The sequence below is a fragment of the Paludibacterium flexuosum genome, from assembly GCF_037076605.1.
Lineage (GTDB): Bacteria > Pseudomonadota > Gammaproteobacteria > Burkholderiales > Chromobacteriaceae > Paludibacterium.
Genome location: NZ_AP029060.1, coordinates 3,080,839 through 3,097,609, shown reverse-complemented (window position 1 = coordinate 3,097,609; position 16,771 = coordinate 3,080,839). Strand labels below are relative to the sequence as shown.

The 16,771-nt window shown below is 59.8% G+C and carries 17 protein-coding genes and 1 tRNA gene; 6 read left to right on the top strand and 12 right to left on the bottom strand.

Annotated features, from left to right (window positions below; all coding sequences use genetic code 11):
- Positions 1-102: 102 nt before the first annotated feature.
- The 3 genes from AACH39_RS14775 to AACH39_RS14765 all read left to right on the top strand — a co-directional run bounded on the left by AACH39_RS14775 (position 103) and on the right by AACH39_RS14765 (position 2,807).
- Positions 103-1,716, top strand: coding sequence for a methyl-accepting chemotaxis protein (locus AACH39_RS14775; protein ID WP_215778161.1), 1,614 nt, complete (start codon positions 103-105; stop codon positions 1,714-1,716).
- Between the two features lie 74 nt (positions 1,717-1,790).
- Positions 1,791-2,366 carry a TetR/AcrR family transcriptional regulator gene (locus tag AACH39_RS14770; RefSeq protein WP_215778164.1) on the top strand — a complete coding sequence of 192 codons (576 nt, stop codon included), beginning with the start codon at positions 1,791-1,793 and terminating at the stop codon, positions 2,364-2,366.
- 183 nt (positions 2,367-2,549) lie between these two features.
- Positions 2,550-2,807, top strand: a complete 258-nt coding sequence (locus AACH39_RS14765; RefSeq protein WP_338620473.1) for a hypothetical protein — start codon at positions 2,550-2,552, stop codon at positions 2,805-2,807.
- A 43-nt stretch (positions 2,808-2,850) separates the two neighbouring features.
- Here the strand turns inward: AACH39_RS14765 and AACH39_RS14760 are convergent, their stop codons facing one another.
- The 11 genes from AACH39_RS14760 to gmk all read right to left on the bottom strand — a co-directional run bounded on the left by AACH39_RS14760 (position 2,851) and on the right by gmk (position 12,460).
- The gene (locus tag AACH39_RS14760) at positions 2,851-3,432 is read right to left on the bottom strand and encodes a hypothetical protein (protein WP_215778166.1); all 582 of its coding nucleotides are present in this window, start codon (positions 3,430-3,432) and stop codon (positions 2,851-2,853) included.
- A 173-nt stretch (positions 3,433-3,605) separates the two neighbouring features.
- A tRNA-Ile gene (locus AACH39_RS14755) sits at positions 3,606-3,682 on the bottom strand.
- A 46-nt stretch (positions 3,683-3,728) separates the two neighbouring features.
- On the bottom strand, positions 3,729-5,645 hold the full coding sequence (gene rpoD / locus AACH39_RS14750; protein WP_215778168.1) for an RNA polymerase sigma factor RpoD: 1,917 nt from the start codon (positions 5,643-5,645) through the stop codon (positions 3,729-3,731).
- Positions 5,646-5,705: 60 nt separating this feature from the next.
- On the bottom strand, positions 5,706-7,472 hold the full coding sequence (gene dnaG / locus AACH39_RS14745) for a DNA primase (RefSeq protein ID WP_215778170.1): 1,767 nt from the start codon (positions 7,470-7,472) through the stop codon (positions 5,706-5,708).
- A 15-nt stretch (positions 7,473-7,487) separates the two neighbouring features.
- Positions 7,488-7,934 (bottom strand): GatB/YqeY domain-containing protein, encoded by a 447-nt coding sequence (locus tag AACH39_RS14740; RefSeq protein ID WP_215778171.1) that lies wholly within the window; start codon positions 7,932-7,934, stop codon positions 7,488-7,490.
- A 101-nt stretch (positions 7,935-8,035) separates the two neighbouring features.
- Positions 8,036-8,248, bottom strand: coding sequence for a 30S ribosomal protein S21 (rpsU, locus tag AACH39_RS14735; protein ID WP_133678739.1), 213 nt, complete (start codon positions 8,246-8,248; stop codon positions 8,036-8,038).
- 110 nt (positions 8,249-8,358) lie between these two features.
- The gene (locus AACH39_RS14730) at positions 8,359-9,156 is read right to left on the bottom strand and encodes a thiazole synthase (RefSeq protein ID WP_338621283.1); all 798 of its coding nucleotides are present in this window, start codon (positions 9,154-9,156) and stop codon (positions 8,359-8,361) included.
- Positions 9,157-9,175: 19 nt separating this feature from the next.
- On the bottom strand, positions 9,176-9,379 hold the full coding sequence (gene thiS, locus AACH39_RS14725; RefSeq protein ID WP_215778174.1) for a sulfur carrier protein ThiS: 204 nt from the start codon (positions 9,377-9,379) through the stop codon (positions 9,176-9,178).
- Between the two features lie 5 nt (positions 9,380-9,384).
- Positions 9,385-11,541, bottom strand: a complete 2,157-nt coding sequence (locus AACH39_RS14720; protein ID WP_215778177.1) for a bifunctional (p)ppGpp synthetase/guanosine-3',5'-bis(diphosphate) 3'-pyrophosphohydrolase — start codon at positions 11,539-11,541, stop codon at positions 9,385-9,387.
- A gap of 22 nt (positions 11,542-11,563) precedes the next feature.
- Positions 11,564-11,770 (bottom strand): DNA-directed RNA polymerase subunit omega, encoded by a 207-nt coding sequence (gene rpoZ, locus AACH39_RS14715; RefSeq protein ID WP_215778180.1) that lies wholly within the window; start codon positions 11,768-11,770, stop codon positions 11,564-11,566.
- 63 nt (positions 11,771-11,833) lie between these two features.
- Positions 11,834-12,460 carry a guanylate kinase gene (gene gmk / locus AACH39_RS14710; RefSeq protein ID WP_215778183.1) on the bottom strand — a complete coding sequence of 209 codons (627 nt, stop codon included), beginning with the start codon at positions 12,458-12,460 and terminating at the stop codon, positions 11,834-11,836.
- A 168-nt stretch (positions 12,461-12,628) separates the two neighbouring features.
- Between gmk and AACH39_RS14705 the strand changes: the two genes are divergently transcribed.
- From AACH39_RS14705 to AACH39_RS14695, 3 genes are all read left to right on the top strand, one after another.
- Positions 12,629-13,924, top strand: a complete 1,296-nt coding sequence (locus tag AACH39_RS14705) for an NCS2 family permease (RefSeq protein WP_215778185.1) — start codon at positions 12,629-12,631, stop codon at positions 13,922-13,924.
- Positions 13,925-13,941: 17 nt separating this feature from the next.
- Positions 13,942-14,499: an adenine phosphoribosyltransferase gene (locus AACH39_RS14700; RefSeq protein WP_215778188.1), complete on the top strand. Its 558-nt coding sequence runs from the start codon at positions 13,942-13,944 to the stop codon at positions 14,497-14,499.
- A 138-nt stretch (positions 14,500-14,637) separates the two neighbouring features.
- Positions 14,638-15,696 carry a patatin-like phospholipase family protein gene (locus tag AACH39_RS14695; protein WP_338620472.1) on the top strand — a complete coding sequence of 353 codons (1,059 nt, stop codon included), beginning with the start codon at positions 14,638-14,640 and terminating at the stop codon, positions 15,694-15,696.
- Positions 15,697-15,751: 55 nt separating this feature from the next.
- Here the strand turns inward: AACH39_RS14695 and AACH39_RS14690 are convergent, their stop codons facing one another.
- Positions 15,752-16,756: an ornithine carbamoyltransferase gene (locus tag AACH39_RS14690; protein ID WP_215778195.1), complete on the bottom strand. Its 1,005-nt coding sequence runs from the start codon at positions 16,754-16,756 to the stop codon at positions 15,752-15,754.
- Positions 16,757-16,771: the final 15 nt, after the last annotated feature.

The following is a 16,771-nucleotide window of genomic DNA, read 5'->3' as shown; positions in this document are numbered from 1 at the left end:
AAAACAAACATACCATTTGGTATTTTACGGTTTAATGTAGGAATAAAACACATAATTCTTTAGACTCTCTTGACGTGAATCTATAAAAAAACGGAGCAAAGAATGACTATCTCAAGGCGGCTGGTTTTGACCCTGCTGGTGGCGCTCAGCGCCCTGCTGATCGTCGGGGGCTATGGCATCTGGGAACTGGGCCGTAGCCAGACCAGCCACGAAGCCATGATGGATAATATTTTTCCCAGCATTGACGATATCACCAAGGCGCAGCATGGCCTGACCAATATCCGCGTCGGTATCCGCGACATCACGCTGGCCGCCAACGAGACCGAACTGGCCGATGCCAAGGCCAAAATTGAACTGGGCAAATCCAAAATTGATTCGGCACTGGATGATTACCAGCAGAAGAATATCTACAACGAGGAAGACCAGCAGGCGCTGAACAAGGTCAAAGACAGCTATAACCAGTTTTGGCAAGTGATTCAGCCCCTGGTGCAGCACGCCTCGTCCATGTCTCATGAGCAGCAGATTGCGCAGCTGAAAAACGCCACCAAGGCGGCACGGGCCACGGAAGCCGCCATGGATGCCCACTATACCCTGAACAAGGTACTGACCAAGCAAGATGCCGCTGAGAGCCGCAAGGCCTATGAGACTTCCCGCCTGATCTCGCTGGCGGTCATTGCGCTGGCCTTCCTGGTGTCCGGCCTGCTGGCCGTGAGCCTGTACCGTGCCATCCGCACCGGTCTGGGCCAGATTCGCCAGGCCTTGCATCAGATCAGCGATACCCTCGACTTCAGCCAGCGCGTGGCGATCGTCCATCAGGATGAGGTCGGCGATGCCTGCCAGGCGCTGAACCGCCTGCTGGATACCTTGCAAACCAGCTTCAAGTCCTTGCGCCATGTAGCCGACGATGTCGGCAAGGCCTCGCTCGAGCTGAGCGCCACCGCCCAACAGGTGTCCACGGCCTCGGCAGCGCAAAGTGAGGCGGCGTCCAGCATGGCGGCCACCATTGAGCAGATGACGGTCAGCATCAACCATGTCGCCGAGCAGGCAGTCACCACCAAGGCCGGGACGGAAGAAGCCCGTGAACTGGTGCAGTCTGGTTCGGCCATCATTCGCCAGACGATTCTGGACATTCACGAAATCTCCAGCATGGTGAAATCCTCGGCCACCGACATTCAAAAGCTGGAGCAGGAAAGTGCCCAGGTCGGTACCGTGGTAAACGTGATTCGCGATATCGCCGACCAGACCAACCTGCTGGCCTTGAATGCCGCCATCGAAGCGGCGCGCGCCGGTGAGCAGGGGCGCGGCTTTGCCGTGGTGGCGGACGAGGTGCGCAAGCTCGCGGAGCGTACCACCAAGTCGACGCAGGAAATCGCTGCCACGATCGAGTCCATGGTCACCATGGCCAAGCGCACGGCGGAATCGATGGAAGCGGCCGACACGCTGGTGGAAACCAGTGTGTCGCGTGCCGATGAGGCCAGCCGGGCCATCGAGACGATTGGCGAGCATGCGGCGCACTCGGCCAGCAGTATTGGCGAAATCTCTGCGGCCATTCAGCAGCAGGGGGTGGCCAGCAACAATATCGCCATGCAGGTAGAACGTACGGCCCAGATGTCGGAAGAATCCAGTGCGGCTGCGCAGAATACCGCCGCCAGCGCACATCATCTGGATGCGCTGGTGCAGCAACAGTTGCAGACGCTGTCGAACTTCAAATTGTGACCCCGCTTGCATGACAACTTGCTTTTTGCTTGATCCCGTAGATAATGGCGGCATTCAAGCAGTGGCAGGTTGTCATGTCCTTTTTTCACCATCGTCCCAAACAGCCTGAGCGCGTCAAGGCAGGACTGATTTCCGCCAGCATCGAACTGCTGGTCGGGGTGGGCCTGCATGCCGTGACGCTTGATGCCGTCTGCCGCCGGGCAGGGGTGAGCAAAGGCGCACTGATTCATCACTTCGAGAACCGTGCCGGCCTGCTCAATGCCGTGACCGACAGCTTGCTGGATGGTTTTCGCAGCCGTTTCGAACAAGCCTTGCAGCAGGAGCCGCCCGGCCCCGGGCGCTATACCCGCGCCTATATTCAAACAGCCTTTACCGATTCGGCCGACACCACCAAGGCCTTGGCCCTGTTGTCGCTGGCCTGGCCCTATTGCATCGAGCAATGTCGGCTGGTGCAGATGGCGCTGGAGGAGGAGGACGGTTGTGACACGCCGCTGGCCAATCAGTTGCTGTTGCTGCGACTGACGGCGGAAGGGATCTGGTATGCCCGTGTGCGTGGTTCGCCGGAGATGGATGCGGCAAAGAGCCGATTGTTGCTGCAGGGTTTGCGCGATCAGTGTCTGCAGTTGCTGGGCATGGTCAGCGGGGGGTGATGTGATCGCTTGGTCGGCGAGGGCCGGCCGGGTGTGTTGTCGGTTCTGACCGCGCTGGCTTGCTTGTCTGTCGGTGCATTGAGTAGTGTGCTGTCTGCGGCATTTGCCGTAACGGGCGCGGGCCCTTGGGTGCGACAACACCCCCGGGCCCGCTAACCACACACACTCATGCAAGGAGTTTGTATGGCTGCGTATGATGGTAATTCACCCCTGGTCTATCCACCAAGTCGTCAGCAGCGCGATCTGCAGTTGTTGCAGCTGGTTTCCCGGCTTTGCCCCCCGCGTGACAGCCTGCCCGAGCAGGGCCTGTGCCGTCTGATTGTCGATAGCCGCCTGGCCTGGGCGGTCGAGGCGATCGACGGCCAGTCGTCATGGCTGTATCTGCCCAGTGCAGCGCGGGCACGGCAGGTGGCGGGTTGTACGGTGTTGTTGGCGGAGTAGGCAATCTTGCGGAGGCCGGGGGGTGAAAGCCCCCCGGGGGGCGCTACTGGCACTCGGCCTGCCAGTCCAGAGCCTGGATCCTGGCCATGTCCGCCGTGTTGTCCCGCTGGATGGCGGCGAGTTTTTCCTGCAGGTTTTCACCCGGGATCGCGGGGTACTGGCGGGCAAATTGCAGGTTGACGATGCCTCCGCAGGCGGTGCGGGCAATCCAGACATCGGACTCGTAGGTTTGCAGTTTGGCGCTCCCGGCAACCGGCAGATAGATCATGCTGAATTGCGCCTGACTTTCCCCGACTTGTCGCATCTCATAGCGCGGCGGCGGATTTTCCTTTTGCAGGGCTTGTGCCATGCTCTGCATCCATTGCGCCATGCTCGACAGCTTGTTGACTTGTGTGATGGTCACCAGGCTGGTCCACTGCCAGTTCTGAACATCCTCTCCCTCAAGACCGTACTCCCAGGTGGACCGCATCACGCCGGTGTGGGAAAACGCCAGACGATAGGACTTGCCATCGAAAGCGAAGGTCTTCGGGGCGACAACACTGCCCGGCAGCGGATTGGCCATGCAGGCAGCAGCGGTCATGATGGTGGCGATGCTCAGCAGTACAGAGAGGCGATGGGTGTTCATGGTAGCCGGTGCCCGGTCAGGAGGTGGTGTTGAGTGGATGCCGACATTTTAGCCCGGCGATGCAAGCATGGTCACTCGCTCGTTCTGTAATAGAACGCCTGCGTCAGCAACTTGCCTGAAGCGGATAGCGAAAAGGCTCTCAGCGGTTAACGCGCTGAGAGCCTTGATGTGTTTGGTGGGCCCTGCGGGGCTCGAACCCGCGACCAAAGGATTATGAGTCCTCTGCTCTAACCAACTGAGCTAAAGGCCCGTGGGGTGCGGATTATAACAAATCCGCACCGCCGTGCCACTAGCCTTTACTGATTGCCCGGTTCGTTGTCGAGGAAGCTGCGCAGGCGTTCCGAGCGGGTCGGGTGACGCAGTTTGCGCAGTGCCTTGGCTTCGATCTGGCGGATCCGTTCGCGGGTGACGTCGAACTGCTTGCCGACTTCTTCCAGCGTGTGGTCGGTGTTCATGTCGATGCCGAAACGCATGCGCAGCACCTTGGCTTCGCGCGGTGTCAGGGTATCGAGCACTTCCTTGGTGGCGTCCTTGAGGCTGGAATACATCACCGCTTCGGACGGCGCCAGGGTCACCGAGTCTTCGATGAAGTCGCCCAGATGGCTGTCGTCATCGTCGCCGATCGGCGTTTCCATGGAGATCGGCTCCTTGGAGATCTTCATGATCTTGCGGATCTTCTCCTCGGGCATTTCCATGCGCTCGGCCAGTTCCGCCGGATCGGGCTCGCGACCGGTTTCCTGCAGGATCTGACGGCTGATGCGGTTCATCTTGTTGATGGTCTCGATCATGTGCACCGGAATACGGATGGTGCGCGCCTGGTCCGCGATGGAGCGGGTGATGGCCTGGCGAATCCACCAGGTGGCGTAGGTCGAGAACTTGTAACCGCGGCGGTATTCGAACTTGTCCACCGCCTTCATCAGCCCGATGTTGCCTTCCTGGATCAGGTCGAGGAACTGCAGGCCACGGTTGGTGTACTTCTTGGCAATCGAGATCACCAGACGCAGGTTGGCCTCGATCATTTCCTTCTTGGCGCGCCGTGCCTTGGATTCACCGGAAGACATCTGCCGGTTGATTTCCTTCAGCTCCTTGATCGGCAGCATGGCCTTTTCCTGCAGCTCGGCCAGTTTCGACTGCTTTTCAATGATGGCGTACTTGAAGCGGGTCAGGGATTCCGACCACGCCTTGCCGGCATTGATTTCTTCTTCCACCCAGGTCAGGTTGCATTCGTTGCCCGGGAAGCACTTGATGAAGTGGGCACGATCCATGCGCACGCGGGTCACGCAGATGTCCTGGATGTCACGCTCGAAGGTACGGATTTCGTTGACGCGGCGGCGCAGCGATTCGCACAGGCTTTCGATCTGACGGGTGGAGAAGCGAACCTTCATGAACTCGGCCGAGATGGCTTCCTGCAGCTGCAGATAGGCCGGGCTGTGCGAGCCGTTCTTGCCCAGCTCCACGACCATCTTGTCGAACAGGGCACGCACGGCGCGGAAGTGCTCCAGCGCCTGCTGCTTGAGTTCTTCCAGATTGGCACTGGCAGCGGCTTCGACATCGGCTTCGGCGTCGGCGTCTTCGGCATCTTCGTCGTCGATCAGCTCTTCTTCTTCGACCACCGGTTCGGCAAAGGCCACTTCTTCAGTGTCTTCGGCGTTGGGGTCGATGAAGCCGTCGACCACTTCGTCAACGCGAATTTCTTCGCGTTCGACGCGGTCGATCAGTTCCAGCACGTCGGCAATGGTGCCCGGACATGCCGAAATGGCCTGGATCATGAACTTGAGGCCATCCTCGATACGCTTGGCGATTTCGATTTCGCCTTCGCGCGTCAGGAGTTCGACCGAGCCCATTTCGCGCATGTACATGCGCACCGGGTCGGTGGTACGGCCGAATTCGGAATCGACCGAGGACAGCGCCGCTTCCGCTTCTTCAACCGCATCCTCGTCGGCCACCGCAGGCGCCGCATCGGACATCAGCAGCGTGTCGGCATCCGGGGCTTCGTCATACACCTGGATACCGAGACCGCTGATCATGGTCACGATGTTTTCGATCTGCTCGGCATCGGACACATCTTCAGGCAGATGGTCGTTGATTTCCGCGTAGGTCAGGTAACCGCGCTCTTTGCCCAGGGCAATCAGCTGACGCAGCCGCTTGCGCTGTTCTTCGAGGCTCATCGCCTGTTCCTGTACTTCCTTTTGATTTTCGGGAGAGGCCGCCATTTCGCTTCCTGCTTGAAAAAGCCGAAAAAAACAGTTGAGTATAGCACCGATGGGTTGAATTCAGGTCTTGCGACTCAGCAATTCGAGCATCAGTTTCGATTCTTCCGTTGTCAATCGCTCGCTCCGGGACTTCTGTTTTAGCCGATCAAGCTCGGCCTCGCGCAGCAGTTGCAGCAATTTCTCATTGCCATCGCGAAACTGCATTCTGTCGTCGTCGTCCGGTGCAGCGAATTCTTCCGGGTCTTGCATGGCCTGCTGCAGCACACCATCCACCAGCGACTCCCAGGGAGTACCGCGAATGGATTCGATCAGCTGCGCCGTGGTCAGGTCGGTTCCGTGCTCGCGAGCACGTTCGGCCAGCATGGCAAAACAGGCCAGGTCATCCGAGAGCGTCAGGCTGTCTGGCATTTGCACGTCTTCGGCCCAGTTCGGGTTCATCAGCAGCCATTTCAACTGGCGGCGTACGATGGACATCTGGGACGGCCTGACGGATCCGGCCGGCAAGCGGTATTCGCGCTTGCCCTTGCGCTCCGGCTTTTTGTTGCCCATCAGCATGTCGAATTCATCGACATCTATGCCGGCGAGTTCCGCCAGCCGCTTTTTGATGATCAGGCCAAGTGCCGGTGCTGCAATCTGTGCCAGAAGCGGCATGGCCTGACGAATCAGGTCGGCACGCCCTTCCGGCGAATTCATGTCAACGCGCGTGGTCAGTTCGCGCGTGAAATAGGTCGAGAGCGGCAGGCTTTGTTCCTGCAACAGTGTCTCGAATTTCTCCCTGCCCTGTTCTCGGACAAAACTGTCCGGATCATGTTCTTCCGGCAGGAAGAGAAAATGTAGCGATTTGCCGTCCTGCAGCTGCGGCAGGCTGTTCTCCAGCGCACGCCAGGCCGCTTTCTGGCCGGCGCGGTCACCGTCGAAACAGAAATACACGTGGTCGGCATGGCGCATCAGCTTGCGCACGTGCTCGCCGGTGGTGGCGGTACCGAGGGTCGCGACGGCGTAATCGATGCCGTACTGCGCCAGGGCCACCACGTCCATATAGCCTTCGACCACCAGCACGCGGTTCTGGGCACGGATGCCCTGTCTGGCTTCGTACAGGCCGTAGAGTTCACGCCCCTTTTCGAACAGCGGGGTTTCCGGCGAGTTGAGGTACTTTGGCTCGCCTTTGCCCAGAACACGTCCGCCAAAGCCGATGATGCCGCCGCGCTGGTTGCGGATCGGGAACATCAGCCGGTCGCGGAAACGGTCGTAACGTCGTCCTTCTTCGTTCTGGATGACCAGTCCGGACTCCACCAGGCGTTCATCCTGGTAGTCACTGAAGATCGCCGCCAGGTTCTGCCAGCCATCAGGGGCATAGCCAAGGCCGAAGCGGGCGGCGATTTCGCCGCTCAGGCCGCGGCCCTTGCAGTACGAAACCGCATTGGGCGAGGACTTCAGTTGCTGCTTGTAATAGCCTGCGGCCTGCTGCAGACCTTCTTCCAGCGACAGCCGGCGTACGCGGGCGGCCTGTTCGGCCACCGGATCCAGGCTGCGCACCGCCTGCGGCACGGTCATGCCGACGCTTTCGGCCAGCAGTTTGACCGCATCGACAAAGCCCAGCCCCTGATACTCCATGACGAAGCCGATGGCGGAGCCGTGCGCACCGCAACCAAAGCAGTGATAGAACTGCTTGGACTGGCTGACGGTGAAGGATGGCGACTTTTCCTTGTGGAAGGGGCAGCACGCCAGGTAATTCTGCCCGCCTTTTTTCAGCGGGACGTAGCGATCCACCACGTCGACGATGTCGACGCGCGTCAGCAACTGATCGACGAAATCCTGCGGGATCACGGCAGCATGCAGCGCTTAGCGCGCCAGCCGGGCCTTGATGCGGGCGGAGACCGCTCCCATGTCGGCGCGGCCGGCCATTTGCGGCTTCAAGAGCCCCATGACCTTGCCCATGTCCTGCATCGAGGCGGCGCCGGACTGCTGCACGGCGGCTTCGATCAGGGCATCGATTTCGGCTTCACTCAGTTGCTGCGGCAGATAGGTAGTCAAGGTTTCCAGCTCGAAACGCTCTTTCTCCACCAAATCCATGCGACCCGCGGCTTCGTACTGGCTGATCGAATCGCGCAATTGCTTGCACATCTTGTCGATGACCGCCAGGATGGCCGCGTCGTCCAGCTCGATGCGCTCGTCGACTTCTTTCTGCTTCATGGCGGCCATGAGCAAACGAATGGCCGCCAGGCGCTCGGTTTCCCGCGCCTTCATGGCGGCCTTCATATCATCCTGGATACGGGCTTTGAGACTCATGCTTGACTGTCCAAATGAGGGGGATCGAAAAACCGGTCGTACAAACGGCAAAACCGCAGGTTAAACCTGCGGTCCTGCGGGACTGCCGAATGGCGAAGCGATTAGAACAGCTTCGGCGGCAGCATTTGGCTGCGGATGCGCTTGTAGTGGCGCTTTACGGCAGCAGCATGCTTGCGCTTGCGTTCGGTGGTCGGCTTTTCGTAGAACTCGCGGGCGCGCAGTTCGGTCAGCAGACCGGTCTTTTCTACCGAACGCTTGAAGCGGCGCATTGCAACTTCAAACGGCTCATTCTCTTTAACGCGAATGTGAGGCATTAACCATCATCCTTAAAAATTCAGATGAGCACAAAGCTCGAATAATCCAATATTGTAACCAATTGACGGACTTAATGAAAGCCCGAATACGACAGTGCAAGGCGACATCATCATGCCTTGCGGGTCGAAATCACCCCCAGACTCGGCGAACTTGGTGTAGCACTATAAAAACGTTTAGGCATCCGCCCTGCCCTGAAGGCAGCACGGCCAGCCTCAACAGCCTGTTTCATGGCATGCGCCATGAGCACCGGATCGTTTGCTGCCGCGATCGCGGTATTCATCAGAACGCCGTCACAGCCAAGCTCCATGGCAATGGCCGCATCCGACGCGGTACCGACACCGGCATCCACCAGCACCGGCACATTAACCGATTCAATAATCAACCCCAGATTCCACGGGTTGATGATTCCCATGCCGGAACCGATCAGGCTGGCCAGCGGCATGATGGCGCAACAGCCAATGGCTTCGAGTTCGCGGGCCACAATGGGATCGTCGGAGGTATACACCATCACGTCGAAACCTTCGTTGACCAGCGTTTCGGCAGCCTTCAGCGTTTCACGCACATTGGGATACAGCGAGGTAGCATCACCCAGGACTTCCAGCTTGACCAACCGATGATCGTCGAGCAGCTCGCGCGCCAGCCGAAGGGTACGTACCGCCTCGTCCGCGCTGTAGCAGCCCGCCGTATTGGGCAGCAATGTATACCGGTTTTTAGGCAAAAAGTCGAGCAAATTCGGCTCGTTAGGGTTTTGCCCCAGGTTGACACGGCGGATGGCCACCGTAACGATTTCACACCCCGAGGCATCCAGAGCGTCCGCTGTCTGCTGGAAATCACGGTATTTCCCGGTCCCTACCAGCAGGCGGGAATCATAGCTTTTTCCTGCAATCACCAATTGGTCATTTTGCAACACTTGCACGATCTCCCGGTCAGCCACCGCCGACAGCAACCACAATCTCCAGCACATCCTGCGACGCCAGCGCGGTCTCGGCATGACGGCTGCGCGGCACGATTTCACCGTTCAGCTCCACGGCGATGCGCTTGCCGCCCAGTGCCAGTGCCGCAATCAGGTCGGCCACGGTAGCAACATTATCGAAGCGCTGGGCTTCGCCATTGATACTCAACTCAAGCATCGAACTCATTTCCTCTCGGCGCGCTGGACGAACTTCACCTGACCGATTTCGGTCAGCACCCGCTCCAGATGTGCCAGCCCTTCGACCTGCACGCGGAAGTGGATATGCAGGAAGTCGTCGCCCATATGGGTGTCGAGGGTATCGACGCCCTCGATATTGGCCGAGGCCAGCGAGATGGCCGTGGCGATTTCGGCCAGGGCACCGCGCTCCTTGCGAGCCAGGACACTGATGGTCGCGCCGAACATGCGGTCCTTCTGGGCATCCCAGGTGACGGCCAGCAGTTTGTCGGCATCGGCGCGCTTGGCATTGGGACAACCGGAACGGTGAATCACCAGCCCCTGCCCCTTGGTGATCACGCCGATGATGTCATCGCCGGGAATCGGGTTGCAGCAGGCGGACAGTTGCACCGAGCCACCTTCGTTGCCGCGGATGGCGACCGGCGCCAGGTGCAGGTCCTCGCCCAGCCGCTCGCCGGCCAGTTCGATCAGGCGGCGCGCAGCCACCACCGGCAGCAGCTTGCCGACGCCGATTTCCACCAGCATGTCCTGGAAGCTGCTCATTTTGTCGCCGTGCTCACGCAGATAGGCTTCGCGCAGGGCATCGTCGATCTGCAGCGGCTCGGCCGCCAGGGCTCCGACGGCCTGGCGCAGCATTTTCTCGCCCAGCTGGGCGGCCTCGCTGCGCTGCATGCTCTTGAGGTAGCTGCGGATGCAGGAGCGTGCCCGACCGCTTTGCACGAAGCTCAGCCAGGACGGGTTGGGCTTGGCCTGGGTCGAGGTGATGATTTCCACCGTATCGCCATTGCGCAGTACGGTACGCAGCGGCACCAGGGCATGGTTGACGCGCGCGGCAATACAGCGATGACCGACATCGGTATGAACCGCATAGGCAAAGTCTACCGGGGTCGAGCCTTGCGGCAGCACCAGGATCTTGCCCTTGGGGGTGAAGACGTAGGCTTCGTCCGGGAACAGGTCGATCTTGATGTGTTCGAAAAATTCGACCGGATCATCGCTTTCCGCCTGGATGTCGAGAATGCTCTGCAGCCACTGATGGGTACGCTGCTGCGCCGTATCCAGACTGGCATCGCCGCTCTTGTACATCCAGTGCGACGCCACGCCGGCTTCGGCCACGCGGTTCATGTCGCGGGTACGGATCTGCATCTCCACCGGCGTGCCATAGGGGCCGAACAGGGTGGTATGCAGACTCTGATAGCCATTGCCCTTGGGAATGGCGATGTAATCCTTGAACTTGCCGGGGATAGGTTTGTACAGGCTGTGCAGGGCGCCGAGCGCCAGGTAGCAGCTCGGAATATCGTTGACCACCACGCGGAAGCCGTAGATATCCAGCACCTCGGAAAACGACAGGTGCTTTTCCTGCATTTTCTTGTAGATGCTGTAGAGGTTTTTCTCGCGCCCCTTGATCACCGCTTCGATATTACAGCTCACCAGCTTCTGACTCACCGCCTGCAGGATCTTGTTGACCACTTCGCGCCGGTTGCCGCGCGCGGCCCGCACAGCCTTGTTGAGCACGTGATAGCGGTGGTAGTGCAGGTGTTTGAACGCCAGATCCTGCAACTCGCGGTAAACGCGGTTCAGGCCGATGCGGTTGGCGACCGGGGCGTAGATCTCCAGGGTTTCGAGTGCGATGCGTTTACGCTTGTCCTCGCGCATCGAATCGAGGGTGCGCATATTGTGCAGACGGTCGGCCAGCTTGACGATGATGACGCGGATATCGCGCGCCATGGCCAGCACCATCTTGCGGAAATTCTCTGCCTGGGCGGTTTCGCGGGTCTGATACTCGAGGCGTTCCAGCTTGGAGAGACCATCGACCAGATCGGCGATGGTACGACCGAATTTTTCACTCAGCGTGGGCTTGCTGACCCCGGTGTCCTCCAGGACATCGTGCAGCAGCGCGGCGGCCAGCCCCTGGGCGTCGATGCGCCAGTCGGTGAGCATGGTGGCCACGGCCAGCGGATGGGTGATGTAGGGCTCGCCGCTCTTGCGGGTCTGCCCTTCATGCGCCTCGCGACTGAGGGCGAAGGCCTGCTGCAGCAGCTTGACATCATCCGGTTTCAGATAGCGCGCTGCAGCAGAAAAAAATGCCTCGGCGTCGCGCTCGATGATGGCTTGATAATCGATGGGCGAGACTGCGTCGGCATTCATGGGGTTGTGCTACCGTCCCGGATCAGGTGCGGCTACGGGTCAGAACTTCCTTGCCGACGTGGCCGGCGGCGATTTCGCGCAGGGCAACCACGGTCGGTTTGTGACGACCGGCATCCACGAATGCCGTGGCACCGGAAGCGACCTGACGGGCGCGGTAGGCTGCAGCCAGGGTCAGGTCGAAGCGGTTGGTGATACGGTCCAGGCAATCATCTACAGTAATACGGGCCATGTCGGAACTTTCTCTCAAAATGAATGAAAACTATAACGAAAAACCGGCGGCAAACCAATCGCCTCAGCGCTGGGTTCCCATATGGGCCAGTTTGTCGGCAAAACGCAGCCGTTGCACCGGAGTGCGCAGCCGCTGGGCACGCACGATGCTGATCAGATCCAGCCGTGCACGCTCAAAATTCTCATTGACCACCATGTAGTCGTATTCCGGGATCATGTCGATCTCGTTGCGCGCCGAGGCCAGACGGCGCTCGATGACCTCGGGACTATCGGTTGCCCGGCCGCGCAGGCGGCGCTCCAGCTCTTCGATCGAGGGCGGCACAATGAAGATGCCCACCGCCTCGGGGAAGACCTTGCGCACCTGGCGCGCACCCTGCCAGTCGATTTCCAGCAAGATGTCCTGACCCTCGGCCAGACGCGAGCGGATCCAGCCGCTACTGGTGCCGTAATAATTGCCGTACACCTCGGCATACTCGAGGAAATCACCCTGGCGGATCATGGTCTCGAACTCGGCATGCGAGATGAAGTGATAATGCTTGCCGTCGATCTCGCCTTCACGCGCCGCACGCGTGGTATGGGAGACAGACAGGCAAACGCTCGGCTCGGCCTCCAGCAGGGCCGCGACCAGCGAAGTCTTTCCTGCCCCGGAAGGGGCCACAACGATGAAAATCGTGCCGCTTGCCTGTGTCATGATCAGCCGCAACACCCAGTAAAAATATAATTTTTCAGGATATCACAAATCGCTAACCGATGGAATCCAGGCAGGTATTTTCACGTCAAAGTTTAGGAAAATCACCAACTTACCGCTTAGAATCACGCCCTTTGTTGTTATGCAATGACGTAGAGGGAGCGAATACCAATGCAGTTACTGGAAAGTTTTTTCAAACTGAAAGAACACCATACCACGGTCAAGACGGAAGTGCTGGCCGGGTTTACCACTTTCCTGACCATGGCCTACATCGTCCTGGTCAACCCGCTGATCCTGTCCTCGACCGGCATGGACCTGAACGCCGTCTTCGTCGCCACCTGCCTGGCTGCCGCGCTGGGTACCGCCATCATGGGCCTGGTGGCTAACTACCCGATGGCCCTGGCCCCGGGCATGGGTCTGAACGCCTACTTCACCTTTACCGTCGTCAAGGGGATGGGCGTGCACTGGCAGGTCGCCCTCGGTGCGGTCTTCATCTCCGGCCTGGTCTTCCTGGCGGTCAGCCTGTTCAAGGTACGCGAGGCCATCGTCAACGCCATTCCGCAGTCGCTGAAATTTGCCATCTCGGCCGGTGTCGGCATGTTCCTGGCGATCATTGCACTGAAGAACGCCGGCGTCGTCGCCGCTCATCCGGTGACCTATCTGACGCTGGGTGACATGCACAATCCGACCACCCTGCTGGCCATCTTCGGCTTCTTCCTGATCGTGGCCCTGGAATATCGCCGCATTCACGGTTCGATCATCATCGGCATTCTGGTCGTCACCGCGCTGTCGATCCTGTTCGGCCTGTCGAAGTTCGAAGGCATCGTGGCCCCGGTACCGAGCATGGCACCGACCTTCATGCAGATGGATCTGCATGGCGCGGCCAACATCGGCCTGCTGGGCGTGGTGTTCGTGTTCTTCTTCGTCGACCTGTTTGACACCACCGGTACGCTGATCGGCGTCTCGCACCGCGCCGGCCTGCTGGACAAGGATGGCAAGCTGCCGCGCCTGAAGCGCGCCCTGCTGGCCGACTCCATCGCCATTACCGCCGGCGCCGTGATGGGCACCTCGTCCACCACCGCCTACATCGAGTCGGCGGCAGGCACTGCCGTGGGCGGCCGTACCGGCCTCACCGCCACCGTGGTCGCCATCCTGTTCCTGGCCTGCCTGTGGTTGTCGCCGCTGGCCAAGACGGTACCGGCTTATGCCACCGCGCCGGCATTGTGCTATGTCGCCGTGCTGATGGCTCGCGGCCTGGCGGAAATCGAGTGGCACGACCTGACCGAATCGGCCCCGGCCGTGATGACTGCACTGGCCATGCCGTTCACCTTCTCGATTGCTGACGGCATCGCCTTCGGTTTCATCAGCTACGCCGTGATCAAGATCCTGGCTGGCCGCTACCGCGATCTGAAACCGGCCGTGGTCATCATCGCCGCCCTGTGGATTTTCAAGCTGGCACTCTTCTGATTGGGTACAATGACGGTATGGAAAATCTAAGCAACCTGGATTATGCCAGCTACCTCAAGGGCTGGATCCGTACCGTCCCCGATTGGCCGCACGAAGGCGTGATGTTCCGCGACATCACGCCCCTGCTGCAGAACCCGAAATCCTTCCGGGTGCTGATCGATCTGTTCGTGCACCGCTACATGTCCGAACAGGTTGACCTGATTGCCGGGCTGGACGCACGTGGTTTCATCATCGGCTCGGTACTGGCCTATGAACTGAACATCGGCTTCGTCCCGATCCGCAAGAAGGGCAAACTGCCCTACACCACGGTGGCCGAAGAATATGTGCTGGAATACGGCAACGCCACGGTCGAGATGCATACCGACGCCTGCAAGCAGGGCGACCGCGTGGTGCTGATCGACGACCTGGTCGCCACCGGCGGCACCATGATCGCCGGCTACAAGCTGCTCAAGAAACTGGGCGCAGATGTCCTGGAAGCCGCGGCGATCATCGATCTGCCGGAACTGGGGGGCAGTCAGCTGATCCGTCGGGAAGGGCTGCCGCTATTTACCGTGTGCGAATTTGAAGGCCTGTGAGCCAGCCGGAAAAGAGCCGCCGCCAGGCGGCTTTTTTCATGCCATAAAAATCCTTGCTGCACTCGCACAAATGACATTGTTATTTTAACCACCCCTGCTACATAATGACTTGAGCTCATTCCAATCAGGAGTCAAGTCATGACCCCCGTGCGCAAGCCGTCCGCCAATCCCAAATCCGTCGCCCTGATCCTCGGCGGGGGCGCACCCAATGCCACCCTGATGGCAGGCGCGCTGGAAGCCTTTATCGATCGCCAGGTACGTTTCGAGCTGATCTCGACCTCGGGCGCAGGTGCCCTGATTGGCCTGCTCTACAGTGCGCCCAGATCGGGCGATCCGCGCGCCGCCCTGCGGGCCCTGATCGACATGGGGGTGGATGACGCCATTTATGCGCAGTTTCCCGTCAACTACAAAGTGTTCAACAAGCCCGGCCTGCTGGCTGATTTCTGGCGCCAGCTGTGCGCAGCCAATCCGCTGCTGGCCGCACTGAGGCAACAACAGGACAGCAGCGAGGCGGCACGTTTTGTGAACGACTGGACGCAACTGATGCTGGCCTCCCTGTGCCCGAGCGATCTGAGCGCAGACAGCACCGGCCTGTGCGCGCACGTCCCCTTCATCGACAGTGTGGTGGACTTCGACGCCCTGGCCAACAGCGGTCCGCAGTTCTATCTCAGTGCCTACAACCTGAGCCAGCGGCGCATGGACAGCTGGGACAAGACCGAAATCGGCAAGGCACAGTTTCTGGCCGCCATGTCCTTCCCCTTCCTCTATCCGCCCTACCTGCTCAATGGCGACTACTACATCGAAGGCGCCGCACTCGACACACTGAATTTCAAGGGGCTGTTCCAGCGTCATACCGCGCCGATCGACAGCGTCGTGGTGTTTGACGTGCTGGGCAGCGAGCGCATTCTGCATCCGCCGCGCGACCTTTACGACGCCTGGGTGCAGTCGATCATCGTGCCACTGACCGAACTGGCACGGGATGACCTGAAGCTTTTCCAGGCGCTGCACAATGTCGATCCGGCCACTGGCAAACCACGTTGTGAACTGCTGCGGGTCAATTTCGAGGAGCGCATGAGTGCCAGCGACAACCTGCACGAACTGGACTGGTCGCACAGCAATCTGGCACGGCTGTACGACATTGGGTATGAAACCGGCCATGCATTCTGCAAGCAGCATGCCGAAGCACTGGGGCTGTAAATGAAAAAACCCGGACAGAATCTGTCCGGGTTGTCATCTTGCCGATCAGCCGCGATCAGTCACCCAGGGTGGCGACCAGGATCGCCTTGATGGTGTGCATGCGGTTTTCAGCTTGTTCGAACTGCAGGGCCATCGGCGACTCGAAGACGTCTTCGGTCACTTCCACGCCGTCCAGACCGAAGGTCTCGAAGACCCACTGACCGATCTTGGTTTCCTTGTTGTGGTACGCCGGCAGGCAGTGCATGAACTTCACGTTCGGGTTGCCGCTGGCCTTCATCAGCGCCATGTTGACCTGATACGGCTTCAGCAGGTCGATACGTTCCTTCCAGGCCGATTCCGGCTCGCCCATCGACACCCAGACGTCAGTGTGAACGAAGTCGGTACCCTTCACGGCTTCGACTGGATCTTCGGTCAGCGTGATGCGGGCGCCGGTTTCAGCGGCGATCTTCTTGCACTCGGCAACCAGTTCGTCGGTCGGCCACAGGTGCTTCGGCGCACCGATGCGTACGTGCATACCCAGTTTGCAACCGATCACCAGCAGCGAGTTACCCATGTTGTTGCGGGCGTCACCCATGTAGGTGTAGCTGATCTGGGACAGCGGCTTGTCGCTGTTTTCCCACATGGTCAGCACGTCGGCCAGCATCTGGGTCGGGTGGAATTCGTCGGTCAGACCGTTGTACACCGGCACACCAGCGTAGGCAGCCAGTTCCTTCTCAACCATTTCCTGGCTGAAGCCACGGTATTCGATGGCATCGTACATGCGGCCCAGAACGCGGGCGGTATCCTTCATCGATTCCTTGTGACCGATCTGCGAGCCGGACGGGCCGAGGTAGGTCACGTGCGCGCCCTGGTCATAGCAGGCCACTTCGAACGCACAGCGGGTACGGGTCGAGGTCTTTTCGAAGATCAGGGCAACGTTCTTGCCCTTCAGGTGTTGCTGCTCGGTACCGTTGTACTTGGCGCGCTTCAGGTCACGGGCCAGGTCCAGCATGTAGCGGATTTCACGCGGGGTGAAGTCCAGCATCTTCAGAAAATGACGGTTGCGCAGATTGAAAGCCATGTATCGCTCCTAAAG